The sequence below is a fragment of the Chryseobacterium indologenes genome (genome assembly GCF_001295265.1).
In the GTDB taxonomy this organism is placed as follows: domain Bacteria; phylum Bacteroidota; class Bacteroidia; order Flavobacteriales; family Weeksellaceae; genus Chryseobacterium; species Chryseobacterium indologenes_A.
Map to the genome: position 1 here is coordinate 81,425 of NZ_LJOD01000004.1, position 24,161 is coordinate 105,585.

Genomic DNA, 24,161 nt, shown 5'->3' on the forward strand with positions numbered 1-24,161 from the left:
TAAACTATTTCAAATACTACGGACAACTTTCTGTGCTAAAGCATCGCCACCCTGTGGAAGTTCCGTTTATATTAATTTTCAGACATCCTTTTCCACTATTTTCATCCCCGTCGAAAACCATCATTCCTATCTGTGGATTGGAAATTGCTGTTTCAGGACTATCTATCCTGTTGATGACAAAGCCTTTTGTTTTGCTTTCTAACACAGTAAATGCACCTTCTCTTATCATAGGCCAGTTTCCTCTATCAACCCCTGCCCTGCCTAAACTGGTTATTCCGTATTTTGACGGATTAGAGCCTATAGCAGCTGTTCCGGGATTTTCATAGCAGCTTGCACATCTGTTTACTGTTATCGTTCCTGTTGCATTCACAGTTCCACACCCTCCTGTAAGAGGTATTGAATAATTAAACGTTCCGGTAGCAGTTGGTGTACCTGAGATTGTGATTGTATTTGATGCCCAGGCTGCTGTTACACCTGCAGGAAGACCGGTAGCTGTTCCTATCCCGGTTGCTCCTGTAGTTGTAAAGGTAATATTGGTCATTGCAGTATTTACACATGCTGTTTGGTTTGGTGCCGTTGATGTTGCTGTATTATTAGCATTAACTGTAAGTGTTGCCTGTGCATTGGCCCCGCAGCTGTTATTTGCATTGGAAAATACTACTTTGAAAATATACCCGCTCATAGCAGCTGTAACAGAGTTCAGAGTAAGTGTTGTACTGCTTCCACTTGCCAGAGCGGTACCACTTGATCCGGAATGGGTAACCCCTGCCGGAAATGTAAATGAAGATACATTGGTGAAAGTAGAACCGGAATTTGAACTTACCATCCAGACATAATCTGTGTTTGTGGGTGTACCGGTTACTGTTGCCGTCGCAGAAAAGGATGTATTCGCTCCGACACATACCGTCCGGTTAACCGGCGCTGTTGTAACCGAAATAGTAGAGGCTGCTGTTGATGAACCTATACCTTGTCCCACATCGGAGGATCCATCCGTATTATTGGCTACTCCGGCAGTACCTGAAGAATTAGATGTATTCGGATTCACCAATTCCGGAACACCGTTGGCCCCAGCCAGCGTACTGATAATCTGTGCCTGAGTTCCGGTTGTTACACCGTCAGCTTTTACTGCGATCCTGCCTTCAGAATTTAAATGAGCCAGTGTAACATTTTCTGACCCTTCTATAGCATCAGGACAACCATCATTATCACTGTCTGTATCCAGATAATCGGGAGTTCCATCACCATCAGTATCTAAGGTTCCGCAAGGAGCTGTAAAAGTTATATCATCTATTGCAAAATCATTTTCAGATAAATTCGTACTCTCATTAAGAAGTTCTATTTTATAGGCACCGCTTGTCGTTGGCGTAAAGCTGAGCGAAGTTTGAAGCCAGTTGGTACCTCCTCTCATTCCTGTTGTAGTTGTAGCCAAAACTGTATTATTGGACACTGAAGATACTCTGATTCTGATATTAAATCCTGAACTAGCGAAAGTTGTGAGAGCCGCCGCATGCCAAAAAGCATACGTATAGGTAATTCCAGCTGTAAGATTTACATTTTGTCCATAAAACACCGCACGGGCAGTATATCCATTAACGGCTAAATAAGCATCTGTACTGGTCCCGGTAGTATGGCCGTTATAATTCCAAAGTCCAGGATTATTATGGGGCTGTGGTACAGCATTACTAATGACAGCATAATCTCCTGACAAATTTAAACGTCCGGTTCTAAAAGTATATCCATTTCCAGGCGGAACGGCCAAATTACGATTACTAGAAGTTGTACCAAAAGTTCCATTAAACTCACCATTTACTAAATTACCACATCCTTCATCAGCATCAAGTATACCATCATTGTCATCATCCAGATCAACAGTATTAGCAACCCCGTCTCCGTCAGTATCCTGCGCTTTTACAGCAACTGTTCCTAAAAGCATAGCTGCCAGAAAGAAAAATAAAATCGAAAGTTTTTTCATTGTATGTATTTATTGTATTCATCTATGTTTTTTAAACCTTCCTTATGTTGTATAAAACTCCAAGACTCCAAAGCATTCAGAAATACTCGGCAAAAAAACATAAGCTATATAGGGATTAAGGTATATTGAAAGTACTATATAAAGGAGCTACAGTATAAGTTTCACAAAATTAAAAACACAAACACAATGAGCATATGATAAACACACTCGATTACACTCTTTTGTACACTCAATGATACTAGCTCCGTTAATTAATAGGAAAAACCAGAATAAGAAGATTTTATAATCAGAAAGTTTTTACACTTTAATTCCTTCCTGTTTTAATTAACAGATATTTTATTTTAAGCTTATTTATTCACATTCAATTCTTAAATTTGTCCTATGAATTATTTGGAAGCTTTAAGCAGAAGATATTCTGTGAAGAAATTTAACCATGAGATTATTCCTCAGGAAACCCTGCATAACATTCTTGAATCAGGAAAACTGTCGGCCAGCTCACTGGGACTTCAGCCTTACAAAATTTTTGTTGTTGAAAGTGAAGAAATGAAGCAGAAATTAGTCCCGGCGTTCTATAATCCTTCTCAAATTTCTACATGCTCCCATCTCATCGTGATCATTTCTAAGAAAACCATTGAAGAAAACTACATCCGGGGATATTTCAACCATATTTCTGAAGTAAGGGAAACTCCTGTAGAAAATCTTGATCTTTTTAAAAAAAGTATTACCCAGCATATCAGCCAGAAAACCCAGGATGAAATTTTTACATGGGCAGAAAAACAGTCTTATATCGTTTTGGCCAATCTTATGTATGCTGCCGCTATCGAGAATATTGACTCATGCCCTATGGAAGGCTTCCGGCAGGATGTGATAGAAGAAATCCTGAATATCAATCCCGCCACTGAAAAAGTAACCGTTACCCTCGCTTTAGGGTACCGCTCCGAGGACGATCACTTCCAACACATGAAAAAAGTACGAAAACCAAACGAAAAATTGTTTAAATTTATTTGATATTAAACGATTGTACCTAAAGCAAGCATATGATAAAAGCGGATGTATTAGTAATTGGTTCCGGTATCTCGGGACTTTCTTATGCCATAAAAGTTTCTGAACAGCTTCCTGATGCCAAAATCATCATCGTAACCAAATCTGACGAGGACGAAAGCAATACAAAATATGCACAGGGCGGACTGGCCGTGGTCACCGATTTCAAAAACGATAATTTCGACAAACATATTGAAGATACCATGCGTGCCGGCGATGGCGAAAATAAAAGGGATGTAGTGGAAATGGTGGTAAAGGAAGCGCCTGCAAGATTCAATGAAATTGTGGAATGGGGCGCCAATTTCGACATGAAAAACGGGAAATTCGCGCTGGGAAGAGAAGGCGGACATACGGAGAACCGTATTGTACACCACAAAGACATCACCGGATTTGAAATTGAAAGAGCCTTGCTGGAAACAGCCAACAGCAGCCCTAATATTGAAATCCTGGATCATCATTATGTTATAGACATCATCACCCAGCACCATGTTCCGGGAAAAGAACTGAACGAAGGTGATATCCACTGTTATGGTGCTTACATTCTTGATGAAAAATCAAAAAGAATCAAGAAAATCACCTCAAAAATCACTTTGGTTGCTACCGGAGGAGCCGGACATGTTTACAAAAACACAACCAATCCTACAATTGCCACCGGTGACGGAATTGCTTTTGTTGCCCGTGCCAAAGGAAAGGTTTCCAACATGCAGTATTATCAGTTTCACCCAACCGCACTTTACAGTAAGATTGATGGTATGCTTTTTCTGATTTCAGAGGCGGTGCGTGGAGACGGAGCTAAATTAAGAACAAAAAAAGGCGAAAAATTCATGCACAAATATGATGAGCGTGAAGAACTGGCCTCCAGAGATATTGTGGCAAGAGCCATTGACAATGAAATGAAGATTTCCGGGGACGAATATGTCGGCCTGGACTGCCGCGAAATGGATCATGAAAAATTCCTGGAACACTTCCCGAATATTTATAAAAAATGTAAAGATGAAGGAATAGACCCGTTCACACAGCTGATTCCTGTAGTTCCTGCCTGCCATTATCTGATGGGGGGCATTGAAGTAGACAGAGACGGGCAGTCCTCCATAAGAAACCTTTTTGCGGTAGGTGAATGCACCAATTCAGGGCTTCACGGTGCCAATAGGCTTGCTTCAAATTCGTTACTTGAAGGCTTGGTTTTCGGGCACAATGCAGCTATGAAAACAGTAGAACTGCTAAATGAAAACAACTTCAATTTTGATGACCTGAAAGCGGTACCGGAATGGGATGAGGAGGGCATGAAAATTATGGATGAAATGGTTATCATCAGCTATCTCAGAAAACAGCTTCAGGAAATGATGAGTGACCTGGTAGGTATCGTGAGAAGCAACAGACGTTTAAATATGGCACTCCAGAAGCACCAGGAGATTGCTGCTGCTGTGGATGAAATTTACCGTTATTCCATTCTTTCTCCTCAACTGTCAGAATTAAGAAACCTCACCACCGTTGCCCACCTCATCATTACCGAATCTATGGAAATGAAAGAAAATAAAGGAGCATTTTACAATAAAGATCTAGCCTAAACAACAGAATATCATGAAAAGACCCAGCTACGTTACCGATAAAGCATTAAAAACATTTATAAAAAACGCACTTGAAGAAGACATTCAGGATGGCGACCACTCTACTCTTTCCACAATTCCCCAGGATCTTCAACAAAGCGCAAAGCTTTTAGTAAAACAGGATTGTATTCTGGCAGGAGTAGAATTGGCAGAAATTATTTTTAAAACTTTTGATAAAAATCTGAAAGTTGAAACCTTCATCAAAGACGGAGCTGCCACAAAGGTAGGAGATATTGCCCTTATTGTAACCGGAAGCGCAAGGTCTATCCTTTCCACCGAAAGACTCATCCTGAACTGTATGCAGCGAATGAGCGGAATTGCTACTTTAACCCACGAGTGGGACTCAAGGCTGGTAGGAACAAAAACCAAACTTCTGGATACCAGAAAAACAACCCCTAATTTCAGAATATGTGAAAAATGGGCAGTAGCCATAGGCGGAGGAACCAACCACAGATACGGATTGTATGACATGATTATGCTGAAAGACAATCACATCGACTACAACGGAAGCATTACCAATGCTGTGAAAATGGCTAAAGACTACATCAAAACCCATAAGAAAAAACTGAAAATTGAGGTAGAAACAAGAAATCTTAACGAAGTTCAGGAAGCTATTAACGCAAAAGTTGACAGGATCATGCTTGACAATATGGATGTTCCCACCATGAGACAGGCTGTTGAAATGATCAACGGATTATGTGAATCTGAAGCATCCGGCGGAATTACCCGCGAAATGTTAAAAGAAATAGCCTCTACCGGAGTTACATTTATCTCTGCCGGAGCCCTTACTCACTCGGCTGAGAATATCGATTTGAGTCTCAAAGCCGTGAAATAGCGTTATATTTTTAATAAAAAGAGTCCCTATTTGTTAAAAATTCAACAATATGATTTTTTTCATGTAAAAATTCAATTTTTATTTATTCAATTGAAAATCAGCAAATTAAATCTTATTAAGATTTAGTAAAAATTAACATTGAGTTAATAATAGTTAAATTTTATTTTGCGAATTTTGCAGAAAATTAAATCTAATTATTACTAACGATTATGAAATTAATCAACAAATCGATGCTGTCTGCAGTAATCACACTTTCTACAGCCAGTGTCTATTATGCTCAACAAGTTCAGGATACGGTAAAAACCAAATCCAATGACATTGAACAAGTTGTAATCACCGGTGTTGCCGATATCGCTAAAGATAGAAAAACTCCGGTAGCAGTTTCAACAATCAAAGAAGCTCAGATTGTTGAAAGATTAGGAAACCAGGAATTTCCAGAGATTTTGAAAACAACTCCATCTATCTACGCTGTGAAAGGCGGCGGTGGTTTTGGTGACGGAACGATGAAAGTTAGAGGTTTTGACACAAATAATACTGCAGTAATGGTTAACGGTGTTCCGATCAACGGAATGGAAGACGGAGCTGTATATTGGAGTAACTGGTTGGGAATGTCTGATGTTACTTCTGCCATGCAGATTCAGAGAGGTCTGGGATCATCCAAACTTGCTATTGCTTCTGTAGGGGGAACAGTAAACATCGTAACGAGAGCTGCTGACAAAAAAAGAGAAGGAAATGTAACAGTAGGATTAGGTAATGATGGATATCTGAAAACCTTATTCTCTTACAACACAGGTAAATCTGCCAACGGATGGTCTACATCATTCTTGATGTCCAGAACTGCAGGTTCAACTTATATTGATGCAAGTAAATTTGAAGCCTATAACTATTATATTGCTTTAGGTTACCAGCCAAACGCTAAACACGACTTCCAGTTTACGTTTACAGGAGCTCCACAATGGCATATGCAGAACTTCCAGAGTTCAATTGCCAACTTTATTAAATACGGAAATGGTGTAGACGAACCAAACAGAAGATACAACTCTAACTGGGGATACATGGAAGGAGAGGTAATGTCTCAGTCTATCAACTTCTACAGTAAGCCGGTTGCATCCATAAACTGGGATTGGAAAATCAGTGAAAAATCCAAATTATCATCAGTAGCTTATGCTTCTTGGGGACGAGGAGGTGGAAGTGGTGTTATTGGAGCTATCTGGAATGGAAAGTATGACAGCAAGGGTCAGAAAATATATTCCAACATCAACAATCTACCTAAAACACAAGACGGTTTAATTCGTTTCGATGATATTAAAGCTTGGAACCAAGGTAAACCAGTAACTGATTTCGGACCTGATAATGCAACTCCAGGCGTTGCCAACAGAAATAATGGTCTTGTAAGAAGAGCAAGTATCAATTCACACGACTGGTACGGATTCCTTACCAATTTCCAGCATAAAATCAATGATAACTGGAATTTCTCAGTCGGATTGGATGCTAGATATTACTATGGGTATCATCCAGGTGTTCTTACGGATCTTTGGGGAAATTCAAAGTACATTGAAAAAGATAACATGAATATTCCTGGAGGATATGATGTAACTGCAGTACAAAAGCCTGTTCCATCTGCCAATCCTTTTGTAAAAGCGGTTAAAGATGATAGTCAGATTGTTTATCGTAACTATAACGGAGAAGTTCTTTGGGGTGGAGTTTTCGGACAATTGGAATACTCTAATGATAAAATCTCCGCATTCATTCAGGGATCTGCTTCAGAACAAGGATTCAGAAGAATAGACAACTGGATTGTGGACGGTGTAACAAAACAGCTGGGACAGACTGTTAACAGAAAAACGGATATGAAATACATGTTCGGATTTAATGCAAAAGGAGGTATTAACTATAATATTGATAACCAACACAACGTTTTTGTTAACGTAGGTTATTATTCAAAGCAACCTCTTTATAATGCAGTTTACAACGGTCCCCTTTCAGACGGAAGAGCAACAGGTAACCAACAGCTTGTAAACCCGTTACTAACTAATGAAAAAATTGCATCCGCAGAAGTAGGCTATGGATTCAGAAGTGGAATTTTCAATGGTAATGTGAACCTTTATTACACATCTTGGAAAGACAGATACCAGAGATTCACCAATCTTCCAAACATTCCAATCGATCCTTCCATGCCAGCAACAAATCCAGGAAATTCATATAACAGACCTTATGCAAACGTTACAGGAATTCATGAAATTCACATGGGTGTTGAATTTGAAGGAAACTTAAAACTTACTAATTACCTTACTATTAACGGGATGCTATCTCTTGGTGACTGGTTCTATAAAGGAAATCCTACCGGAAACCTATACGACGAAAACGGAACTCCAATTCTTCTTAACGGCAAGTCTGATGTAGTTCTGGCTTTTGACAAACTAAAAACATCTGATGCAGCACAAACAACTGCCTCTTTAGGATTTACATTAAAACCCGTTAAAGATTTAAGCGTATTTGCAAACTGGAACTATTACAGCAACTATTATGGTTTAGTGAACTTTAACGCTGACTATCTTGTAGCAGATGACGGATCAATTTCAAGAAATGCTCAGAAAGGAGCTCTTAAATACCCAAGCTATAACTTATTTGACCTAGGTCTATCTTATGCATTCAACCTGAAAAACGGACATAAGCTTATCCTGACAGGTAATGTTTATAACCTTCTTGATACTACTTATATCTCTGACGGTAAATCATCAAACCACGTAAAAGATCTTGCTGATTTCAAAGATATTAAAACCGGAGGTGTTGTAACTTCTACGGCTCAACAGCAATATGATGCTTACAGAAACAATCCACTAAACTTCTACAAAGGTTTAGATACCAGCAACACTGTTTATTTCGGCTTCGGAAGAACATGGTCTGCATCAATCTCATATAGATTCTAATATTATAGATTTTATACCTATCAAATCCCGGCTTTTCGCCGGGATTTTTGTTATATTTGTGTACAAAAAAATTGATTATGGATTTTTACAAAATTTTACTTAATGCCCACAAAGGATTCGGGTATCTTGAGCTTCTTTTAGTAGCATTATTTATTATTGCGCTTTTAGCAACCATGTTCGGCTTCAGTGGCAAAGTGAACAAATTTTTGAAGAAGACCACGCTCTTTACGATGATCTTCTTCCACATTCAATTTCTTCTGGGAATCATCATGCTGATAATTAATTTCACAAAAGGAATGGATATGGGCTCTGTGATGAAAAATGCAGATTTAAGATTTCAATATGTAGAACATCCGTTTTCAATGCTTATTGCAGCCGTATTGATGACCATTATCAACAAAAAGGTAAAATCCAATGATACCATTTCTTTGGGAATTGTGATCATGGGTCTTATTGCGGCAGGTCTATTTGCATTCGCATTCCCATGGACAAGAGTCTTCGGGGCTTAAAACATAAAAATAAGTTATCATTTATGAGTTAACTTTTTAATAGTTTAATCTTTAAATTTTTTAATTAAATCAATGAAAGTAGCTGTAGTAGGTTCAACAGGAATGGTTGGACAAGTTATGCTTAAAGTTTTGGAGGAGAGAAACTTCCCTGTAACAGAATTAATTCCGGTAGCATCCGAAAAATCTGTAGGCAAGAAGGTGAAGTATAAACAGAAGGAATTTACGATTGTAAGCATGAAGGACGCTATAGCTGCCAAACCTGATATTGCTATTTTCTCTGCCGGAGGCTCTACTTCCCTGGAATTTGCTCCTCTTTTTGCAGAAGCAGGAACAACGGTTATCGACAATTCTTCAGCCTGGAGAATGGACCCGGATAAAAAACTGGTTGTTCCGGAAATCAATGCCAATGTACTGACCAAAGAAGACAAGATCATTGCCAATCCGAACTGTTCCACCATTCAGCTGGTGATGGTTTTAGGACCTTTGAATAAAAAATATGATCTTAAAAGAGTAATCGTTTCCACTTACCAATCGGTAACAGGAACCGGTAAAGCGGCTGTAGACCAGCTGAATTCAGAGATCAGCGGAGATGATTCCATAGCCAAAGTATACCCTTACCAGATCTTTAAAAATGCTCTTCCTCACTGTGATGTATTCAGTGATGATGATTATACCAAAGAAGAGATCAAGCTGATGAAGGAACCTAAGAAAATTTTAGGGGATGATACCTTCAATCTGACGGCAACTGCAGTGAGAGTTCCGGTACAGGGTGGCCACTCAGAAAGTGTGAATATTGAGTTTGAAAATGAATTTGATCTTGACGAAGTAAGAAAAATCTTATCGGAAACCCCGGGTGTAATCGTTATGGATAACGTAAAAAATAACGAATATCCAATGCCGCTCTATTCCGAAGGTAAAGACGAAGTTTTCGTAGGCAGGATAAGACGTGATCTTTCACAGCCCAAGACGCTCAACCTCTGGATTGTAGCAGACAATCTGCGGAAAGGAGCAGCAACGAACGCTGTACAGATTGCAGAATACTTAGCAGCCAACAACTTAGTTTAAACTAACAAAATAAAAAAGAGTCTCAAAATTGAGATTCTTTTTTTTATCAAACCTATGGATAACAAGAAGAAAAACAATAAAGATAAAATAGGCTTTCAAAAACTAATTGCTGTTTTTGGTGTCATTCTTTTCATCGGAAAGATTATCGCATGGAAGCTCACGAACTCAGATGCTGTATTTTCAGATGCCATGGAAAGTATCGTGAATGTAATCAGTGCATTTATGGGCCTCTACTCTCTTTATCTTGCCGCAAAGCCCAAAGACGAAGACCACCCTTACGGCCACGGAAAAGTAGAATTTGTTACTTCCGGTATAGAGGGAGCACTCATTGCCATTGCAGGCATGATGATTATTTATGAAGGAGTTCACAGTCTTATTGTCGGAAAAACTCTTGATAAGCTGGATCTGGGGATATGGATTATAACCGCAACAGCTGTTGTCAATTATCTTCTGGGCTATATTTCCATTAGGAAAGGACAGGCAGAAAATTCACTGGTGCTTATTTCTTCCGGAAAGCATCTTCAGTCTGATACCATAACCACTCTTGGCGTAGTGGCCAGCTTAGTCATTGTATATTTTACCAAAATTTATTGGCTGGACTCAGTGGTAGCTCTTGTCTTTGGGGTTTACATTATTTTTGTAGGCTATAAAATTGTGAGAAAATCCTTAAGCGGGATTATGGATGAGCAGGATCCGGAACTTCTTAACCAGATCATCAGGGTTTTGGAAGAAAACAGGAAAACAGAATGGATTGACGTTCACAACATGAAGATCCAGCAATTCGGAGCTTCTCTTCATATTGATGCTCATATTACTTTACCATGGTATTACAGCCTCCGCGATGCCCATAACGAGATGGAGAAAATGATCGTTCTTCTTGCCAGAAATATCAAAAGAAATATCGAATTCAATTTTCATATGGATGATTGCAAAACCATCTCATGCACGGTCTGCCAGATCAAAGACTGCCCGGTCCGCGAAAAAGACTTTGTAAAAAGGGTGAAATGGACGCCTGAAAATGTAACAAGTGTTGATAAGCATTCTGTGGAATGATCATAAGCAACAGGTTCCTTTCTCAGCCTTCTTTCCCTATAAGCATCTGTCTTCTGTAATAAAATACCGGAACAATCAGCAGCAGAGTCATAGGCTGAATAACGAACCTTCTCATATAAAAAGAAAAAAGATACCCTATATTGAAACGGTCGTAGATACAGTAAAGATAGATAGGAAATGTAATAACAAAGATCATCATGATCAGAAGAGCTCCCTGCATCGTCCAGTCCCGTTTTTTAAACAGACACTGAATGATCAGACAGGAAAAAAGCAGATTCAGTAAAAACCTGAAAAGGTGTGATATGATCAGCTTTCCCCATTCAAACTGTGGAAATTCAATATTCTTATTCGCTTCATGAAAATAATCCAGAAAAGGATCATAAAAAATCTGCCCTTCAAGCAGCCTCACACCTGCAAGGCCGCAGATTCCCATTATTACCAGCAGCCAGTTAAGAATTTTCATGTTTTAAAGCAAAAAATTTAATCCATATCAGCCAAAGGATCACCACCGTACCATAGATCATGGCAGGAAAAACAAAATCATGAAACATTTTCCCATATTCAGGATGATCAGTCATTACAATATTCAGGGCTGCAATTCTTATGAGGTTCATTACGTACAGCAAAACGAGGCCGGCAAGAGCAAACACAAACGTTTTAGCCCGCTTATAAAAAGCAAATACAAAAGCCACAAACAAAATCATTACAGAAACGGCATTACAGCCTTCTACCATTCTGGTTGCATAGTCTTTTTTTACATAAAACCAGACCTGTTCATTTTTGATATCGTCATAAAGACGTGTCGGATACCCCAGCGCATTCTGGATGCTGCTTACCTGCCCGGCAATCATTCTTGAAAAAAGATCAAGACCGTCCTCTTTTCCGCTGTTCAGATAAAACTGATACGCAAAAAGCAGCACCATATAGATGATGATGAATCTCAGCAGAATATGTAAAACAGGTTTAAAATCCTTTAGCATACTGCAAAGATAGAAATTAGGGTGAAAATGAAGAGGAAAAGTTAAGGTTTTGGTAATGAAACATCGAAGCAGAAAGATAAAAAAATACAGAAGCCTTTGAATCAAATAAAATCTCAACCCATATATACAACCCTGATAATCTATACCTTACAACAACCACAACCCTTCATCCGGGAATTATTCTCTACTCACAGTAAATTAGTATATTTGTTCCATATTATGACTTCCAAAAACGCAAAACGATTTTTTGAAAATTATCTGGGTGAACCTTCTTCTGAGTTTATTACACTGGCTCAAAGCGGCTCTGCGAGAATGAATTTTCTGGCAGCATCCGGAACCCGAAAATATATTGTAACCAGCAATGATAATATTCCGGAGAATGAAAGTTTTCTTTATTATTCTGAAATTTTTTCTGAACTCAATCTTAATACACCTAAAATATTTGCTGTTTCTGATGACAGAAGGATGTATGTGCAGGAATATCTCGGGCAAAATACGTTTTCAGAGCTTATTACCAGAGAGGGGCTTTCTGACCGGGTACAACGGCTGGTAAAGCAAACTCTGGAAAAACTTTTCCAGCTTCAGAAGCTTACCCAGGGAAAAATAGACTTCTCTAAAACTTTTGAATATGAAAATTATGATGAACTTCCGGTAATTCATGATCTGTACTACTTTAAAAACTTTGTTGCAGATGTGCTTGAGCTGGAATACAAAAAGTCTGCTTTACTGAAAGAGTTCAAGCAAATTGCCGCACTTATTGAAACCCTGGAACCCAAAGGGATTATGATCCGTGATTTTCAGGCCAGGAATATCATGGTGAATGAAAATGATCAGGTATCTTTCATCGATTATCAGTCTGCCATGAAAGGACCGCTGATGTATGATGTGATCTCTTTTCTTTTTCAGGCCAAAGCCAATTTTCCGGAAGATTTTAAAAACAAAATGCTTGATTTTTATATTTCATTGTTTGAAAACACAGAAACCCAACTTCAACTAAAAAATTCGGTAAAACCAATGCAGATGATGAGATTTTTGCAGGTACTTGGTGCTTACGGGTTTAGAGGACTAATTCAACGGAAACAGCATTTTCTGGCCAGCCTGGAAACAGGTATCAGAAATATTGCCCGCTTCGCAGAATCCTGGGAGCAGATGGATGGCTATCCTGAACTGAAAAAAGTGATCAAACAATTAACAACTGAGGATACAAAATTAAAAATTAATGTAATTTTAAACCATTAAGAATCTTTATTCATAAATATTACAAGAAACTCTGAATAATTCTGGTTAATAGAAATCTTAACTTTCCTTACAACATAATCAACCTTAATGGTTCAAATAAAAAAAGAAGAAATGCTACACATTGACATACACAGTTTTTCGTACAAAAAAGGAGGAATTCCTAAAGACGACTCCGGAAACGGGGGCGGCTTCACTTTCGACTGCAGAGGAATTCTGAATCCCGGAAGAATTGAAGAATATAAATCCCAGACCGGAAATGATCCCGGTGTTCAGGAATATCTGGAAACCCAGACCGAAATGCCCAAATTTCTTGAACTGGTAAAAAATATCATTTCGATCAATATCGATAATTACCTGGAAAGAGGATTTGAAAATCTTCAGATCAGTTTCGGATGTACCGGAGGGCAGCACAGATCTGTGTACTCAGCAATCAAAATCGCCGAATTTATCCGTGAGAAGTATCCGGAAGGCACAGAAATAAGTCTTCACCATGACGAACAGCACCACCTCAACATTAACAACCAGTAATAGGCAATAAGTAGTTTTATTTGCGATTATTCATTACCTATTATCCATCACTTATTACCTATACTATGAAGGCTCTCATTTTCGCAGCAGGAAAAGGAACAAGACTAAAACCTTTTACAGATCATCACCCAAAAGCTTTGGCTAAAGTAAATGATGTACCTCTTCTGGAAAGGAACATCCAATACCTGAAAAGCTTCGGAATCACCGATTTTGTAATTAATATTCATCATTTTGGGGATCAGATTATTGAATTTTTAAATAAAAACAGTAATTTCGGATGCAGCATTGAAATCTCTGATGAACGAGAAGAGCTGCTGGAAACCGGAGGCGGCTTGATTTTTGCCAGAAAATTCCTCGATCATGGGGAAGATTTTCTGATTATGAATGCGGATATTTTAACGGAAATCAACATCAATGCACTGGTAGAATACCACAAAAAGATAAAAGATTTTGCTACATTAGCAGTTTCAGACCGGGAAAGCTCGAGAAAACTTCTCTTCAACAATGATATGGTTTTGAGAGGCTGGCTGAATGTACAGACTGGAGAGCAGAGACTTGCAGAATTCAACAAAGGTTTTAAACCTCTTGCCTTCAGCGGCATTCACTGTATCAATCCCGTTATCTTTGAAAAAATAAAAAGAACCGGCAAATTCTCTGTTATGGAAGAGTATCTTGATCTTATGCAAACCGAACATATCCACGGTTTTGTACATAACAGCATCCTGGTGGATGTAGGAAGACCAGAATCTGTAATAGAGGCCGAAAAACATTTTAAATAATTTTGCAATGGAAATAGATGGAACCAGAGATGAAAGTTTAGTAAATCCGGAACTTGATATTAACGAAACAAAACTACACAACAGTTTCAGACAGAAAACCTGGGATGAAACCATTACCAAAGACAGCTGGATGGTTTTCAAAGTAATGGCGGAATTTGTGGATGGTTATGAAAAACTGGCTAAAATAGGCCCGTGCGTATCTATATTCGGTTCTGCAAGATTGAAGCCTGAAAGCCAATATTACGAAATGGCTGTAGAGATTGCTGAAAAAATCACCAAACTGGGCTTCGGAATCATTACCGGAGGCGGACCGGGAATCATGGAAGCAGGAAATAAAGGTGCTTCCAATGCTCACGGAAGATCCATAGGACTTAATATTGATCTGCCGTTTGAACAACATTTCAATCCGTACATCAATAAATCATACTCTATGAATTTTGACTACTTTTTCGTACGAAAAGTAATGTTTGTAAAGTATTCTCAAGGTTTCGTAGTAATGCCGGGCGGTTTTGGAACCCTGGATGAGCTTACGGAAGCAATGACCCTTATCCAGACCAATAAAATAGGAAAATTCCCGATTGTTCTTGTAGGAAGCGAATTCTGGGGCGGTCTGCTGGATTGGTTTAAAGCAACCCTGCTTAAAGAAGGAATGATCGCAACTGACGATCTTGACCTGTACAGGGTCGTAGACACCGCGGATGAGGCTGTGGCTCACATCAAAGCATTTTATGATAAGTATTCTGTGAATGTTAATTTTTAATTGGCATATTATTTGTGACTTATAGAATAAGCAAGTATGATTGTAAATCTATTAATTAAGATGAAAAAACTTTTATATATATCAGGAATTTTAACATTTTTTGTGTTAATGAGTTTTATGTATGTAGACTTTTTCTCTTCAATGACCAAAGTGGATTATATCGACGGAAGCAAAACATTGAAGTTTACCACAAAAATGAATACCAACCATATCTCTGATGCTATTAAAATCAATCCCAATACAGCCGGATTTGAAGCAGAAGTAAAAAAATATGTGAACAATAATTTTGATGTGTACATTAATGGGGCTCCGAAAACGATTACCTTCACAGGAAGCCAGGTCAGCGGAGAAACAGTATGGGTATATTTTGAAACCGGAGGTGTTTCAGATATTAATACCTTGAGGATTAAAAATACGATTCTTTTAAGCTCTTTTCCTAAGCAGAACAATGTAGTCAGCGTCTCTTACAAAGGAAGCCAGAAAGTAATGAGCTTCCAGCGGGGCAAGGAAGTGAATGAAGTATCGTTCTAAACAGAATAAATTAAATATAACCACTGCTGATGCGGTGGTTTTTTTGTGGGACTGTCTCGTCCTGAAAAAGGTTGACTAAAAAACCATAAAACCAGTCATCCTTATGAAATTAAAAAAAACATCTGCCCCTGTACAAGAATACAGTGAGGCATTCAAAAGGCAAGTTGTCTCTGAATATGAACGGGGATTATACACCAAATCCCAATTACAAACCCGGTATAATATTCGGGGTAATTCATGCATTTCGAGTTGGTTAATAAAATATGGTAACTTTACTTATGAAAAACAATTAAGTAAAGGCAGACCTATGAAAGATCCACAGAAGCAAAAGATTAAGGAGCTTGAAGCAGCATTAGCTAAAAAGAAAGAAGAACTTAAGGTGTTTAAGAAATTTATAGAAATAGCAGAGCGTGAACTCAAGATTGAAATTGTAAAAAAGTCTGGTTCCAATCAATCCAGGAAATAAGGTCAGGTACCAGGTTGTCTCTGGAAAGTGTCTGCCGATTGTTTGGATATAACAAACAAGCTTATTACAAAAGAACCACTCATCGCTCTTTAGCTAATAATGAGGAGGAGGTATTGGCAATGGTATTGTCAATTCGTAAAAAGATGCCTAAAATAGGAACCCGAAAACTTTATTTCTTACTTAAAAATGATTTCGAAAAGCAAAACCTTCGTATAGGAAGAGATCAGCTATTTAACATTTTAAGGGCCAATTATCTTTTAATACCCAGAAGACACAGTTACTTTAAAACAACCAACTCCAGACATTGGATGAAAAAATATCCCAATATTATTAAAGAGAAAGAGTTGCAATGTTCAGAAAAAGTCTGGGTTGCAGATATTACTTATCTGAAGACTAAAGATAAAAATTATTATCTTCATTTGATTACCGATGCTTATTCAAAGAAAATTGTAGGATATGAATTGAGTGATAATTTACAAACCAGTTCCACATTAAAAGCATTAAAGCAAGCCATAAATAGCCGGATATACAGGCATTGCTTAATTCATCATTCAGACCGCGGTCTGCAGTATTGCAGTAAAGAATATACACAAATATTAAAGAAAAGCAATATTCTTATCAGTATGACAGAAAACTCAGATCCCTATGAAAATGCGGTAGCTGAAAGAGTGAATGGTATTCTGAAATATGAATTTGGATTGATTGATACCTTTGAAGATTTTAAAAACCTCTCACGACAGCTTGACCAATCAATTTACTGTTATAATAATTTAAGACCTCTTTTTTCCTTAAATTATAATATTCCAAGCCAAGTACAAATGAAAAATAATGTGAAATTAAAGACCTATAAAAAAACAAAATCAGAATAGGAAAATTCCTACCCTGATTAAGTATATTTGAAGTATTAAACTAGTCAACCTTTTTCAGGACTAGTCATAAAATATTCTTATCTATTGATTATAGGGCCTGAATATTATCTAACTGAATTGTTGTCGTAACTCCACTTCCGTTTCCGGTATATTCAAACAGGATAAATCCGTTTCCTGTTAATGATGCCGGAATATTATAAGTACCTGCCGGTGCTAATGTTCCGTAACCACTTGTAGGGGTTTGCGGGATTGTGAATGCAGAAGTAATATCTACTTTTGTAGCAGCGCTAATATCTCCAAGCGGAGTATAGTTGGTAGTATAATATACTTTTAAAGCATTACCATTCCAGAATCCAACATTAACGTCAAATTTAAATTGGCTGGCTGCTGTAAAGTCAACCGGTACTGCAAAATAAGTTACATAGTTTCCAGAACCAGAATTCGCTCCTAACTGGATATATTTGTTACTGTTGAACGTTTTTAACTGCCAGTATCTGTTCCCTAACAGAGGATCATTTACATATTTAGGATATACCTCAAGGTTGGTAGGAGTAGTTGGGTAGCTTTCAAAGTCTTCAAGGAACGATCCTGAATAAGCAATTGCAGTTCCTCCTTTAGGCGGCGTTGCATCAATTCTATTTCCTTTAAAGTTAACATCTTTAGTATTTCTGATAAGCATCTGCCATGTTGAATTATAGCGGCTAACTACAAAGGTAATATCTCCGTTACCTGTTGGAACTAAACTAGCTCCTTCGGAGAAGAATCCTGAGTTTCTCAGCGTTGCAGAGCCCCCTGCAGCATCTTCCAATCCACGGTCTGTATCTACACCAGCACCTCCTACATAATCAATATATGTTTTATTAATAGGATAAATATCGTTAATAGAGAACTGTGCATTAGAAACTTTAACCAATGTATTGATGTACTGTTCACTCTTGGCAGCATTAAGGTCAGGTAATACCAATGGTTTAATATTAACAACCTCAAGGCCGTTACCTCCACAAACTCCGGAAACATATTTGCCTAATAAAGAAGCAGGAACTCTTCCGATGTTATAAGTAGGATCTACAGAACCAATTTTAACTGTTCCTCTGTCAAGTCCTAATCTTAAGCCTTTAGCGTTAATTCTGATGTGTGCCCCTACTGGGAAATCAGCATAGTTGCTGGATTTGTCAACTTCAATCTGAAGACCTGCCGTTGGGTTTTCCGGCTTATCCTGGAAAGAGATGGTTTTATAGAAGTTTCCGCTTTCATCAGAAGAAATCACATAACCGTCAAAGATCTGGTCTGTTTCAATTAGTTTATATCCGGTAGAAGGTGCCTGAGCTTTAAAATCTGCAAGCGAAATGTTTGGGGCTGCAAATTTATTCTCACACTGAATTGGAGGGGTATCCCACTCATCTTTTTGTACACAGGAGGTAATAGCCACTGCTGCAACTGCAATTCCTGTTACCGAACTTAAGTATTTCTTTATGTTCATTTTGATAATTTTTAAATTAATGTAATTGAATAGCCTGATTAAAATCTAAACTGTAAATTCACGAAATATGATCTTCCTTGGGTATACCAGTATTTTGGTGCGAACAATGGAAATTCTCTGTCATGGTCCTCAACAAAATTATTATACTTAGCATTTCTTGTCTGCTCAAATCCTCCTGTAATATACTTTCTGTTATCTAAGATGTTATTTACTGTAGCAGAAAGTAATACATAATACTTACCAATCATCCAAGATTTACCGGCATTAGCATTCAGGAAGAAAGACGAAGGAAGTTTATTCGGCTGTAAAACTCTCCTTAATTCTGACTCTGTCAAATTCTGGAATGGACCAGATGTTTGATCATTCTGAGCAAATGATTCTGTTCTTACCAACGCTGCAGGATCCAGGTAATTTTCATCAAAATAGTTCCAGTTGGCACCTACCCACCAATATTTAGGGTTGTTGTAGCGGAATCCTAAAGAGAAAGCCTGCTGAGGAGTTCCTCCCTGACGGTAAGACTTGATATAGGATTTTCCCATATTTGCATAAGGAAGCCCGTTGGAGAAGACACCTACAGCGTCTGAAGCAAAGTAAGTGGTAGGATCATTCTGATACGTATACTGACCAATACTTGCTAAACCTTGTAGAGATAACGTAGGCAACACCTTCACATCAACCCCTAATTCCAAGCCCATATTTCTTTTCTTCACATCGGTCATGATCTGGGAAACAAATGCACTCTGAACATTGGTTTGGTTACCATCTGCGTCAACGCTCTCTAATTCCAGACCATCTGCAAAGAATCTCTGAACTGTAGTTTCGTTATCAGTATCCACTAGGAAACCTGTAAATCTCATTTTTAAGAAAGGTGTAGCAATAACATAACTAAGATCATTAGCATTAACTACCATATTTTTCACCCCAGGCGCAACAGATCCGTTAACTCTTGGGTTCACAAACAAGTCTTCCAGATAAGGTGCCTGAGAATAATATGCTCCGTTATAAACCAGGAAGTTTCTTCCGTTCAGCTTATAGATAAGCTGTCCTTTAAGACCATAGTTCCAGTAGTTGTAATCTCCTCCTTTTCCGAATGAATCTTTGTATAAATAGTGTTTGAATAATCCTTCTCTGTTGGAAGTGGAATATCCTGCCATAGCAGAAACAAATACATCAAATTTTCCGGTTGAGAATTTCACTCCCGGGTTCACTTTTACTTCCTGTCTTCTGAAAATATAATCGTAGCCCATTTTATCGCCTACTCTCTTCGTTACATTTTCTTCACCATCATTAAATAAACCTGATTTTCCTGGCTGGTTTGTTGCTGCAAACGGATCTCTGTTCAGTACAAAATCTGCACCCAGAAGGTCATTCACCTCTCTGTATTGCTCAGAATAATAGTTTTGATAGGATACGTTCAATAAGAATTTAGTAGTATCGGTAAAGTTATGTACAAAGTGCGTTGCTGCATTCCAGATTTTATCATCGCTTACATCATTCACTAAATAATATAAAGCTCTTTTACCTGTCTGACCGTAATAAGTACCCGGAGCCTGAGACATATTTCTTCTGTAAAGTTTATCCCAATCCAGCTGGGTAACTCTCGGATCTCCTGACTGCCATGCTGACAAAGCAGCGGTGTAAGCCTGTTGTGCAGTGGTTCCTTCCTGACCCTGAGGAATTGGTATTGAAGCATCAGGATTCAAAGAATCGAAATAACTTGGTAAATTCCTGTAGTAGGTAGGTGAAGGATTCTGTACATTCTGCCAGTCTAAACGGGAACCTTTATCTTTTCCAAATTGATAAGAAACAGAAGTCCAGAGTGAAGATTTTTTATTAATTTTCCAGAAATCCTGGATCTGGAAGATCGGCTGGAATCCTTTTCTTACTCTCTCACTTCTCTGCTCTCCATCCTGATAACCCCAATAAGAATTATAGTGTACTCCTCTGTAATTATAAACTTCCTGGGTACTAGGACTTGCTGTAGATCTTCTGTAAGGAGCCCCGATGAAATTGAAAGTCATCGTATGGCTGTCACTGAATTTCTTTTCAATTCCCAGATATGCTCCGTAAGCATCATAGAAAGTTCCTTCCTGGATACCTTCTTCAGCCCATCTTCTTGCCCCCATTACAGTGAATGCCCATCCGTTTTTGTTCATTCCTGAAGAATACCGTAAAGAAGTTCTGTTTCTGTAATTTCTGTTGGTTAAGGATTGTGTAAACTGAAATCCTTTTCTATACTCACTAGCTTTTGTGTTTTTGTAAACCACAGAGCTGTTACCACCAAAAGCGTATTCAGACGGAGAGTGATTCGCTGAGATCTCAGGATATCTTGTAATTTCATTAAGACCACCCCAGTTTCCGAAATCAACATTTCCATTATCAGATTTCAACATTGAAACTCCATTCAGCATTGATTCTCCGGTTCTCCCATCAATTCCTCTCGGGCGGAACCAGTAAAATCCAAGGTCAAAAGCAGCAATTCTGCTGAAGATGTCCTGTGAAGACTGCAGCAAACCTACTGTAGAAGCCTGTCCGCTACCTCCGTCGTCGTCATCGTCACCCTCAATGATAGCCAGACCTTGATCTGCGTTTGTAAGAGCAGAATATAGGGTAATAGTCCCTAAATCCTTTCTTTTCTCATCTGCTGCTACATCAAACTCCATTATTTTGGTTTCGAAGTTCGGTTTCGCAATCACAATTTGGTAATGGCCCGGCTGAAGGTCTACAAACTGGAAATATCCAATTTTGTCAGCCGTTACATCATTCTCACTCCCTTTAAGATCTACTTCAGCCTTTTCAACAGGCTTTCCTTCCGCATCCTTAAGATACGCAAACACAGTAGTCTGCGCAAAATAGTAGGAAGCAGGAAGTAAAGTAAATAAAGAGACTAATGATAGTTTTTTAATCATGAGTATATTTATTTTTTTTAATACTTTTCTTCTTAATTTTCAACAGTTTAAAACTTGGGGGCACAAATTTAATCAAAATTTAGAATTTAAAACTTTTTTAACGTTATTTTTTCTTAACATTGCACACTTTTATGAATCATTATATAAAAGAATTATATTTATACTGTTTTAAATTTACAAATATTTAAAATGGGATGAATTAAAAAAAGGTAAATTTGTCGTTTAATTAATTTTAATACTCTAGAGGATGAAGAGATTTATGAGTTTTATGGCCGTCATTTTTTCAATAATGGCTTTTGCACAACAGGGGAAACTTAGGAAAGTAGCTGCTGTTGGCTTTTTGAATGTAGAAAACCTTTGGGACACTATACGTTCAGCAGATTATATTGATGGAACTAAAGACATCCGCAATCCTGCTTTCCACAGAAGCATTCCAATTGATTCTATCAAGTTTTTAGAAGCTGAAAAGCACGACGGGCCATGGAGCGATGATGCTTTAAAGGGTAAAAAAGCAGTAAGATACCAAAGTGGCTCAGAAGAGTTCACTCCAAGCAGTGCCAAAAACTACAACACCAAAATCTATAAAGCGAAACTTGCCAACGAAGCTAAGGTTATATCTGAAATGGGTGCTCAGTACACCAAAACAGCGCCTGCTGTGGTAGGCCTTATTGAGGTAGAAAACAGACAGGTAATTGAAGACCTTATCAAGCAGCCTGCCCTGGCAAAATATGATTACGGAATTGTTCACTACAATTCTTACGACTACAGGGGTATTGATGTTGCCCTGATCTATCAGAAAAGAAGATTTACGGTAAGCAACTCTTTAAAGAAAGAATTAAAGATCTTTGATGAAAAAGGAAAAAGAGAATACACCCGGGATATCCTGGTAGTAACAGGATTCCTTGATAATGAAAAAGTAGCTTTCTTCATGAACCACTGGCCTTCCAGAAGAGGAGGTGAAGCAGTCTCCCTTCCGAAAAGAAATGCCGCCGCCGCTTTACTTAAGCAGCAAATGGACAGTGTAAGAGCAGCAGACCCTTCTACCAAGCTTTTCGCAATGGGTGACTTCAATGATGATCCTGTAAGTGCAAGTTTAAAAAACCACTTAAAAGCAGTGGCCAGCCCTAAAGATCTAAGCGAAACAACACCGTACCTTAACTTAATGTACCCTTTATACAAAAAAGGAATTGCTTCTTTAGCGTATCAGGATGCTCCGAACCTGTTTGACCAGATCATCGTTTCTAAAAATGTAATCTCTGATCAGGTAACAAAAGAATATTCTGTTTACAAGGCAGAAATTTTTGCTCCTGCCTATCTGGTGAATAAAGAAGGTAATTACAAAGGTTATCCTTTCAGGTCCTGGAACGGAGACCAGTTCACCGGTGGATACAGCGACCACTTCCCGGCTTTTGTCGTCCTCCAGAAAGAACCATAAAAAATAAAAACGGCACTCATTTTTGAGTGCTTTTTTTATGTAAATTCATGATTATGAAAAATATACTTATCATCCTTTTGCTTTCATGTCTTCCTCTAAGCTGTTTTTCCCAGGACAGCCCTAAGAAGAATGAAGAGAAATCTGAAATGAAACCGTCTAAAAATGAAGACGGTGAATGGGAACTTACGGTAATGGATTCTCAGTTTGACTATTTTTTAAATGCAGTGGCCAAACCAATCAACCAGTATTCTGAATCTTATCTGAAAACAAAAAACACCTTTCTGGTCACAGAATGGAATTCTTACTATAATTCCGGCAAATACAGGAATATTATACAATCCGGAATCGATTATGATCCTAAAGAAAAATATGGGATAAAATTTGAGTATAAGCTGTATCAGGTATTCGCTTATGTCAATTGGCGGTATAAGCTGAAAATGAATGGTCTTTCCGGAAGTGATGTAACACGATGATATATTGCTACATTTCATTTATTTAAATAACCAAACGTAAAAAGGTTCAGAATTGCTTCTGAACCTTTTATTTTTATAATAGCTGAAAATTATTTGTTGAATAATTCCTCTACTTTATCCCAGTTTACTACATCAAAGAAAGCAGAAACATAGTCAGGTCTTCTGTTCTGGTAGTTCAGGTAATAAGCATGCTCCCAAACATCCAATCCAAGAACCGGAGTTCCTTTTACATCTGCCACAGGCATTAGTGGATTATCCTGGTTTGGAGTAGAAGATACTGATACAGAACCGTCAGCATTCTTTACCAGCCATGCCCATCCAGAACCAAATCTTGTTTTAGCCGCATCAGAGAAGTCTGTTTTGAATTTATCAAAACCTCCATAGTTTTCGATAGCTGCTTTTACGTTTCCTACAGGCTCTTTGCTTCCTCCCGGCGTAAGGATTTCCCAGAACAAAGAGTGGTTAAAGTGCCCTCCTCCATTATTTCTTACTGCTGGCTTATCAGTTCCTGTTTTGCAGATTTCTTCAATTGTTTTGTCTGCAAGATCAGTTCCTTCAATAGCTTTATTTAAATTGTCGATATATGCCTGATGATGTTTTGTATAGTGAATCTCCATTGTTTTTGCATCAATAGTAGGCTCCAATGCATCATAAGCATATCCTAATTTTGGTAATTCAAATGACATAATTTTTATTTTTA

Annotated in this window: 20 protein-coding genes and 1 pseudogene; 15 read left to right on the top strand and 6 right to left on the bottom strand. The window is 38.1% G+C overall.

What is annotated here, in order from left to right:
• Positions 1 to 16 precede the first annotated feature (16 nt).
• Positions 17 to 1,972 (bottom strand): thrombospondin type 3 repeat-containing protein, encoded by a 1,956-nt coding sequence (locus tag AOB46_RS07955; protein ID WP_062698068.1) that lies wholly within the window; start codon positions 1,970 to 1,972, stop codon positions 17 to 19.
• Between the two features lie 381 nt (positions 1,973 to 2,353).
• Between AOB46_RS07955 and AOB46_RS07960 the strand changes: the two genes are divergently transcribed.
• The 7 genes from AOB46_RS07960 to AOB46_RS07990 all read left to right on the top strand — a co-directional run bounded on the left by AOB46_RS07960 (position 2,354) and on the right by AOB46_RS07990 (position 11,012).
• Complete coding sequence (locus AOB46_RS07960; RefSeq protein WP_062698070.1) at positions 2,354 to 2,980, top strand: NAD(P)H-dependent oxidoreductase; 627 nt, start codon at positions 2,354 to 2,356, stop codon at positions 2,978 to 2,980.
• 29 nt (positions 2,981 to 3,009) lie between these two features.
• Positions 3,010 to 4,581 carry an L-aspartate oxidase gene (gene nadB, locus AOB46_RS07965; RefSeq protein WP_062698072.1) on the top strand — a complete coding sequence of 524 codons (1,572 nt, stop codon included), beginning with the start codon at positions 3,010 to 3,012 and terminating at the stop codon, positions 4,579 to 4,581.
• Between the two features lie 13 nt (positions 4,582 to 4,594).
• Positions 4,595 to 5,455, top strand: coding sequence for a carboxylating nicotinate-nucleotide diphosphorylase (gene nadC / locus AOB46_RS07970; protein WP_062698074.1), 861 nt, complete (start codon positions 4,595 to 4,597; stop codon positions 5,453 to 5,455).
• A 209-nt stretch (positions 5,456 to 5,664) separates the two neighbouring features.
• The gene (locus AOB46_RS07975; protein ID WP_062698076.1) at positions 5,665 to 8,385 is read left to right on the top strand and encodes a TonB-dependent receptor; all 2,721 of its coding nucleotides are present in this window, start codon (positions 5,665 to 5,667) and stop codon (positions 8,383 to 8,385) included.
• 77 nt (positions 8,386 to 8,462) lie between these two features.
• On the top strand, positions 8,463 to 8,894 hold the full coding sequence (locus AOB46_RS07980) for a hypothetical protein (RefSeq protein WP_062698078.1): 432 nt from the start codon (positions 8,463 to 8,465) through the stop codon (positions 8,892 to 8,894).
• A 72-nt stretch (positions 8,895 to 8,966) separates the two neighbouring features.
• Positions 8,967 to 9,959 carry an aspartate-semialdehyde dehydrogenase gene (locus tag AOB46_RS07985; RefSeq protein ID WP_062698080.1) on the top strand — a complete coding sequence of 331 codons (993 nt, stop codon included), beginning with the start codon at positions 8,967 to 8,969 and terminating at the stop codon, positions 9,957 to 9,959.
• 54 nt (positions 9,960 to 10,013) lie between these two features.
• The gene (locus AOB46_RS07990) at positions 10,014 to 11,012 is read left to right on the top strand and encodes a cation diffusion facilitator family transporter (RefSeq protein WP_062698083.1); all 999 of its coding nucleotides are present in this window, start codon (positions 10,014 to 10,016) and stop codon (positions 11,010 to 11,012) included.
• A 22-nt stretch (positions 11,013 to 11,034) separates the two neighbouring features.
• Here the strand turns inward: AOB46_RS07990 and AOB46_RS07995 are convergent, their stop codons facing one another.
• Both AOB46_RS07995 and xrtF read right to left on the bottom strand, forming a co-directional pair.
• The gene (locus AOB46_RS07995; RefSeq protein ID WP_062698085.1) at positions 11,035 to 11,475 is read right to left on the bottom strand and encodes an exosortase F system-associated membrane protein; all 441 of its coding nucleotides are present in this window, start codon (positions 11,473 to 11,475) and stop codon (positions 11,035 to 11,037) included.
• The gene (xrtF, locus tag AOB46_RS08000; protein WP_062698087.1) at positions 11,462 to 11,992 is read right to left on the bottom strand and encodes an exosortase family protein XrtF; all 531 of its coding nucleotides are present in this window, start codon (positions 11,990 to 11,992) and stop codon (positions 11,462 to 11,464) included. The genes AOB46_RS07995 and xrtF overlap by 14 nt, the downstream gene beginning before the upstream one ends.
• Positions 11,993 to 12,211: 219 nt before the next feature.
• Between xrtF and AOB46_RS08005 the strand changes: the two genes are divergently transcribed.
• The 6 genes and pseudogenes from AOB46_RS08005 to AOB46_RS23075 all read left to right on the top strand — a co-directional run bounded on the left by AOB46_RS08005 (position 12,212) and on the right by AOB46_RS23075 (position 17,195).
• Positions 12,212 to 13,231 (top strand): aminoglycoside phosphotransferase family protein, encoded by a 1,020-nt coding sequence (locus AOB46_RS08005; protein WP_062698089.1) that lies wholly within the window; start codon positions 12,212 to 12,214, stop codon positions 13,229 to 13,231.
• A 111-nt stretch (positions 13,232 to 13,342) separates the two neighbouring features.
• Positions 13,343 to 13,759 (top strand): RNase adapter RapZ, encoded by a 417-nt coding sequence (locus AOB46_RS08010; protein WP_062698468.1) that lies wholly within the window; start codon positions 13,343 to 13,345, stop codon positions 13,757 to 13,759.
• A gap of 65 nt (positions 13,760 to 13,824) precedes the next feature.
• Positions 13,825 to 14,538 carry an NDP-sugar synthase gene (locus tag AOB46_RS08015; RefSeq protein WP_062698091.1) on the top strand — a complete coding sequence of 238 codons (714 nt, stop codon included), beginning with the start codon at positions 13,825 to 13,827 and terminating at the stop codon, positions 14,536 to 14,538.
• A gap of 7 nt (positions 14,539 to 14,545) precedes the next feature.
• Entirely contained in the window at positions 14,546 to 15,298 is a 753-nt protein-coding gene (locus AOB46_RS08020; protein WP_062698092.1) for a TIGR00730 family Rossman fold protein, read from the top strand.
• Between the two features lie 60 nt (positions 15,299 to 15,358).
• A complete protein-coding gene (locus AOB46_RS08025; RefSeq protein ID WP_241489179.1) occupies positions 15,359 to 15,829 on the top strand; it encodes a DUF6702 family protein in 471 nt (156 codons plus the stop codon).
• Between the two features lie 103 nt (positions 15,830 to 15,932).
• Positions 15,933 to 17,195 (top strand): annotated as a pseudogene (locus AOB46_RS23075) (IS3 family transposase).
• Between the two features lie 57 nt (positions 17,196 to 17,252).
• On the opposite strand, the gene AOB46_RS08040 reads toward AOB46_RS23075, so the two are convergent.
• Positions 17,253 to 18,644: a DUF5689 domain-containing protein gene (locus tag AOB46_RS08040; protein WP_062698100.1), complete on the bottom strand. Its 1,392-nt coding sequence runs from the start codon at positions 18,642 to 18,644 to the stop codon at positions 17,253 to 17,255.
• 38 nt (positions 18,645 to 18,682) lie between these two features.
• The gene (locus AOB46_RS08045) at positions 18,683 to 21,553 is read right to left on the bottom strand and encodes a carboxypeptidase-like regulatory domain-containing protein (protein ID WP_062698102.1); all 2,871 of its coding nucleotides are present in this window, start codon (positions 21,551 to 21,553) and stop codon (positions 18,683 to 18,685) included.
• 247 nt (positions 21,554 to 21,800) lie between these two features.
• On the opposite strand from AOB46_RS08045, the gene AOB46_RS08050 reads away from it, so the two are divergent.
• Positions 21,801 to 22,988 carry an endonuclease gene (locus tag AOB46_RS08050; RefSeq protein WP_062698104.1) on the top strand — a complete coding sequence of 396 codons (1,188 nt, stop codon included), beginning with the start codon at positions 21,801 to 21,803 and terminating at the stop codon, positions 22,986 to 22,988.
• A gap of 53 nt (positions 22,989 to 23,041) precedes the next feature.
• Positions 23,042 to 23,461, top strand: coding sequence for a DUF6146 family protein (locus tag AOB46_RS08055; RefSeq protein WP_062698470.1), 420 nt, complete (start codon positions 23,042 to 23,044; stop codon positions 23,459 to 23,461).
• Positions 23,462 to 23,550: 89 nt separating this feature from the next.
• Here AOB46_RS08055 and AOB46_RS08060 read toward each other — a convergent pair whose 3' ends face one another.
• Entirely contained in the window at positions 23,551 to 24,147 is a 597-nt protein-coding gene (locus tag AOB46_RS08060; protein ID WP_062698106.1) for a superoxide dismutase, read from the bottom strand.
• Positions 24,148 to 24,161 lie beyond the last annotated feature (14 nt).